Raw genomic sequence first — 4,873 nt, 5'->3', positions numbered from 1 at the left:
CCCGGTAAAAATTCTATTCGGCTGCCAAGGATTGCCTGCCGGGAGGGCAGGTTCCTGTGCGAGGAACAGCGCAAGTTGCAGAAAACAAACGTCTTGCAAAACGACCGGGGGCCATCGTAAATGGCAGGACGCTTGCTCTTTGCTGGTTGCCGTCACTTTGCGTGCGGTTCTGTGGATTGCAGCCCAGTTGCGCCAGAGCAGCCGAGCTGTCGCAAACATAAGGAGTCCTCCCCCATGAATCGAACCACCGTTTTTGCCCTCGTGATCGCTGCCAGCCTACCCCTGAGCGTGGGCTGCGCGAGCAAGAAGTACGTGCGCAACGAGACCGCACCCACCATCAACAAAGTTAACGAACTCGACGACCTGACGGCCAAGACTACGCGCGACATCAAGGACGTTGACACTCGTTCGCAGCAGGGAATCCAGTCGGTGCAAGCGGCCGCGGCCGCTGCCGACCAGAAGGCGCTGAGCGCCGGCCAGGCTGCCAGCCAGGCCCAGACGATGGCGACAACCGCCGTCAACCGCGCCGACAGCCTCACCGGCGTGGTCGCCAACCTGGACAACTATCGTCCGGTGGTCGAAACCCAGGTGCACTTCGGCTTCGACAAGTTTGTGCTTACGCCCAAGGCGAAGAAGGCTCTGGATGAACTCGGCGGCGAGCTGCCCAATGCCAAGCATTACATCGTGGTCGTCGACGGCAATACCGACTCGGTCGGCTCCGCCGATTACAACTACCTTTTGAGCAAGCGCCGCGCCGATTCCGTGATCAGCTACCTGGTCAGCAAGTACCAGGTTCCGGCGCACAAGATCTACATCATCGGCATGGGCAAGGATAAGCCGGTGGCGCCCAACAGCAACACCGCGGGCCGCGCCAAGAACCGCCGCGTCGACGTTCGCCTAATGACCAACATCAACGACCAGGCGCCGACGTCGGCTTCGGCCGCGACTCAGCAGTAATTGGGAATTAGAAACCAGGTTCTACCCTCCCCTGGGACCTTCGCAGCGGGCCGTCCGTTCCCCAACGGGCGGCCACTTTTTTTTGATCCTCACCACTTCGCGGTTCGGTACTGCTCGCGCAAGGTCGCCACCTGAGTCATGTGGTGACGCGTGTGCACCCAGTGGAACTTGCGCCACTGTCGAGCGGTCAGCGGCCCAATTATCGGATGTATGGCCACGATGCCTGTTCCGAGCTTGTTCTCCGCCTCGGCAATTCGTTCGTCCATCTCGATCATGGCCGCGCGAATGGTTGCGAGCGCATCCTTGGCTTCCAAGCCGCGCGGACGCGTCCACTCCGGTGCCGGACGTCCGGAAGGGAAATATCCCATCTTCACCACCAGCAGCGTTGCCAGCCATTGCTTCGCGCTGGGCCGTTTCCGCTCGCAGCGGCCTTGCTGCAATACCCGCTCCATCGCCTTGCTGGTGCTGGTAAACGCCAGCGACAGATGCTCGAGAATCTCGGCCGTGCTCCACTTGCCCTCGCGGTGCCAGGCCAGTTCCTCCACGGGCATGCCGCCGGTTTCACGTTCAATGGCATCAAGCGCGCGCTGCAGGTAGAAATCCATTGAGCACTCCCTTACGTCCATTACAATAACGGTTTTGGCGTGGGCGCGGCGACACCACCTGTGACCGCCACCGCGAGACGAGGAACTGCCGATGAGAAAGTGCTGGTTATTACTGTCGCTCGCATTATTGCTGGCCCTGGGTGCATGCAGCAGCACTCCCAACAAACCTGAGAATCCCGCCGCTCCCGCCGCCGCCGAAAAGAAGGAAGCTCCAGCAGCGCAGCTCACGGCGCGGGAAACGTTCCAGAAGATGTACGCCGCCGCGCGCCTGTGGGCGGCCGACGCGCGTCCCTACCGGTTGGAGTCGAGCACGTTCAAGGACTACAACGGAGCTGACGGAAAAGCCGTGATCTGGCGCGCCGGCTTCGCTTCCCCGTCGCGGCGTTCCATCAAGGCGTTTCTCTGGTCGGGCATCAAGTCGGAAGATGCGCCGACTCCCGGCATCAGCTCCGGCACCGAAGACACGTACAGTGCCAGCAACAGTTCCACGCAGGTTTTCGACGCGGCATTCCTCAAAGTAGATTCCGACAAGGCCTACGAGGTCGCGCAAAAGCATGGCGGGGAGAAGCTGACCAAAGCGAACCCGAAGGAGCCGGTGCTCTACCTGCTTGATTGGAATCCCAAGGAAAACGTGCTGGCCTGGCACGTGATTTACGGCACCAGCCCGTCGGAAGCCAAGCTCAAAGTGGCGGTGAACGCCTCTACCGGGGCTTTTGAACGGGTGGAGAAGTAGGCGGCGATTCCTTCGCCCGCGCATCCAGCCGGGCCAGAGCCTTTCGTGCCGCTTCGGCAAAGGGCCCGCCGGGAAGGATTTTCAGGTACTTCTCATAATTCTCGCGCGCCCGCGGCGCCTCGCCCAGCTTGTCCTGGGATTGCGCCAGCTTGAAGGTCGCCTCCGCGTGGTTGGGCATGTATTCCAGCGCCTCCGCGTAGCGGGATTCGGCCGCACGGTAATTATTTCTCTTGAAATAAAAATCACCGATCTCGACGTTCTGGTCCGCCTTGTGCGGATTGTAGGGGCGCAGCTCCCGCACATCGCTCCGATTGCTGGCGGCACTGGAATTGTTCCCCGCCGCGGCGGCGCGAGCCGCGCGCTCTGATTCTGCTTCCGGGAATTCGGTGTCTTTACTGGAGCTTTCACTGGGATTCACGGAACGCGGAACGGGATCGCTTGCGGGAACGCGCGGCTGCTGCGGCGCCGGCGGTTGCTCGGAATCGTCGGCCTCATCCTCCTCAGGCTTTGACTCCTTGCATTTTTCCATGCCGCCGATCTTGAGGCAGTTCGGCGCGCCCCGCTTTATCCGCTTCTTAATCTTCGATTCCGGCTTTTTATTCTGATCTTGCGAATCCTGAGGATCATTGGCGGGAGGAGGCGGGGGCTGCGGCGGTTGCGCCTGCGGCTGTTGGCCAGGCGCGTCCGGCAACTGCGGGTCAGACTGCTGCGCAAGCGCCGGCGCGCACAGTAACGCGGCAGCAACCATGATTCGAAACGAGAAGCGACCCAGCATTACAGCAATTCTAACCCTACAGCCGGGAACAAGTGGCGGAGAATCAAGCTGCGACCGGCTTGGGAAGGTCCAGCGAGTCGATGGTGTTGCGCAATACCGCGGCGGATTTGTGCAGGCCCTCCTGCTCCTGCTGGTTCAATTCGAGGCGGATCTGCCGGCGCACGCCGCTGCCGTCCACCACCGTCGGCAGGCTTAGGCACAGATCGTCGATTCCGTAGTAATTCGTGACCAGGCTGGAGACCGACATCACGGTGCCGTGGTCGCGCAGGATGGCCTCGACAATGCGCATCAGCCCGGCGGCCACCGCGAAATAGGTCGCACCCTTGCGCTGGATGATCTGGTAGGCGGCGTCGCGCGTACAGCGGAAAATTTCGTCCAGCGCAGCGGGGTCGTACTTCATGCCGGTGGAGCGCGCATAGTCGGGCAAGTGCATGCCGGCGATATTGGCCAGCGACCACACCGGCACCTCGCTATCGCCATGCTCGCCGATGATATAAGCGTGAACACTGTGGGAGTCCACGCCAAAGTGCTCGCTGAGCAGGTAACGGAAGCGCGCGGTGTCGAGAATTGTTCCCGAGCCGATGACGCGCTGCGGCGGAAACGCGGAGAGCTTCAAGGTTGCGTAGGTGAGCACATCGACAGGATTCGTGGCGTTCAGAATAATACCGCCAGGGTTGTGCCGCGCCACCTTGGGGATAATATCGGAAAAAATCGCGGCATTTTTCTTGACCAGGTCGAGCCGTGTCTCGCCGGGCTTCTGGTTGGCTCCGGCCGCGATCACCGTGACCACTGCGCCCGCACAATCGGGATAATCGCCGGCCCAGATGCGGGTGGGATGAGCGAAAGGCTCGGTGTGGTTCAGGTCCATGGCCTCGCCTTCGGCCTTGGCGCGGTTCACGTCGATGAGCGCGATTTCGGCCGCCAGCCCGCTGAGGAGCAGGGCATAGGCAAAAGTGGAGCCGACATTGCCGGTGCCGACCACGGCAACGCGAACCGGCTTGCGAGCGTATGAACTTGAGGCAGACATAGGAATCCTCGAATATCAGCGGTCGGCCCCTGCGATTTCGGCTGATGGCTGAAGGCTGAGAGCTGGCTTTAGTATTTCACAATCGCAGTAAATGATTTCGGGTCCAGGCTGGCGCCGCCGACCAGCGCGCCGTCGATTTCCGATTGCGACATCAGCGCTTTGGCGTTGTCGGGCTTGACGCTGCCGCCGTAGAGAATGCGCATGTTTTCGGCGGTGGTCTCGCCCAAGGCCTTGGCGGCTTCGGCGCGAATGACGCGGTGGGCGTCGGCGGCAATCGCAGGGGTGGCGGTTTTTCCGGTACCGATGGCCCATACCGGCTCGTAGGCCACGATGATGGGCGCCGCTTGATCGCTGGAAATAGTGCGGAAGGCGCCCGTACACTGCCGGCGCAGCACCTCTTCGGTCAGTCCCGCCTCGCGTTCCTGGATGACTTCGCCGACGCAGACGATGGGAACGAGTTTCGCCGCAAGAGCCGCCAGCAGCTTGCGGTTCACGGTGTCGTCGGTCTCGCCGAAAAACTGGCGGCGCTCGGAGTGCCCAATGATGACGTGGGTGCACCCGGCGGCAAGCAGCATGCGCGCCGAAACTTCGCCGGTATAGGCGCCCTCTTTTTCCCAGTACATGTTCTGGGCGCCGATCTGGATATTGCTGTGGCGGGCGGCCTGCACGGCGGTGGGGATGTCCACCAAGGGCGGGCAGAGAACGATCTCGTCGCGGTTGTGCCCGGAAACTTCGCGCAGGAAATCCTGCATGAAGGCGAAGGTCTCGTCCGGAGT

The 4,873-nt window shown here is 61.8% G+C and carries 7 protein-coding genes; 2 read left to right on the top strand and 5 right to left on the bottom strand.

The genetic code is table 11. From position 1 onward, the window contains the following. A partial coding sequence (locus VFI82_16235; GenBank protein ID HET7186234.1) for a hypothetical protein occupies positions 1 to 219 on the bottom strand: 219 nt, incomplete at its 3' end. A 15-nt stretch (positions 220 to 234) separates the two neighbouring features. Between VFI82_16235 and VFI82_16230 the strand changes: the two genes are divergently transcribed. After that, positions 235 to 957: an OmpA family protein gene (locus tag VFI82_16230; protein HET7186233.1), complete on the top strand. Its 723-nt coding sequence runs from the start codon at positions 235 to 237 to the stop codon at positions 955 to 957. 89 nt (positions 958 to 1,046) lie between these two features. On the opposite strand, the gene VFI82_16225 is transcribed toward VFI82_16230, so the two are convergent. Then, positions 1,047 to 1,562 carry a DUF1569 domain-containing protein gene (locus VFI82_16225; GenBank protein ID HET7186232.1) on the bottom strand — a complete coding sequence of 172 codons (516 nt, stop codon included), beginning with the start codon at positions 1,560 to 1,562 and terminating at the stop codon, positions 1,047 to 1,049. Positions 1,563 to 1,653: 91 nt separating this feature from the next. Here VFI82_16225 and VFI82_16220 point away from each other — a divergent pair, with 91 nt between their 5' ends. Then, entirely contained in the window at positions 1,654 to 2,295 is a 642-nt protein-coding gene (locus tag VFI82_16220; protein ID HET7186231.1) for a hypothetical protein, read from the top strand. Here the strand turns inward: VFI82_16220 and VFI82_16215 are convergent. The 3 genes from VFI82_16215 to tpiA form a co-directional block, all read right to left on the bottom strand. Then, complete coding sequence (locus tag VFI82_16215; protein HET7186230.1) at positions 2,264 to 3,070, bottom strand: tetratricopeptide repeat protein; 807 nt, start codon at positions 3,068 to 3,070, stop codon at positions 2,264 to 2,266. The two genes, VFI82_16220 and VFI82_16215, sit on opposite strands and share 32 nt — an antisense overlap. A 43-nt stretch (positions 3,071 to 3,113) precedes the next feature. Continuing rightward, complete coding sequence (locus tag VFI82_16210; protein HET7186229.1) at positions 3,114 to 4,097, bottom strand: L-lactate dehydrogenase; 984 nt, start codon at positions 4,095 to 4,097, stop codon at positions 3,114 to 3,116. A gap of 68 nt (positions 4,098 to 4,165) precedes the next feature. Then, positions 4,166 to 4,873, bottom strand: a 708-nt coding sequence (tpiA, locus tag VFI82_16205; GenBank protein HET7186228.1) for a triose-phosphate isomerase, incomplete at its 5' end; no start/stop codon positions are given.

It is taken from the genome of Terriglobales bacterium (assembly GCA_035691485.1).
GTDB lineage: Bacteria > Acidobacteriota > Terriglobia > Terriglobales > Acidobacteriaceae > JAIQGF01.
The sequence above is the reverse complement of the archived record's forward strand: the minus strand, read 5'-3'. Positions and strand labels throughout refer to the sequence as shown.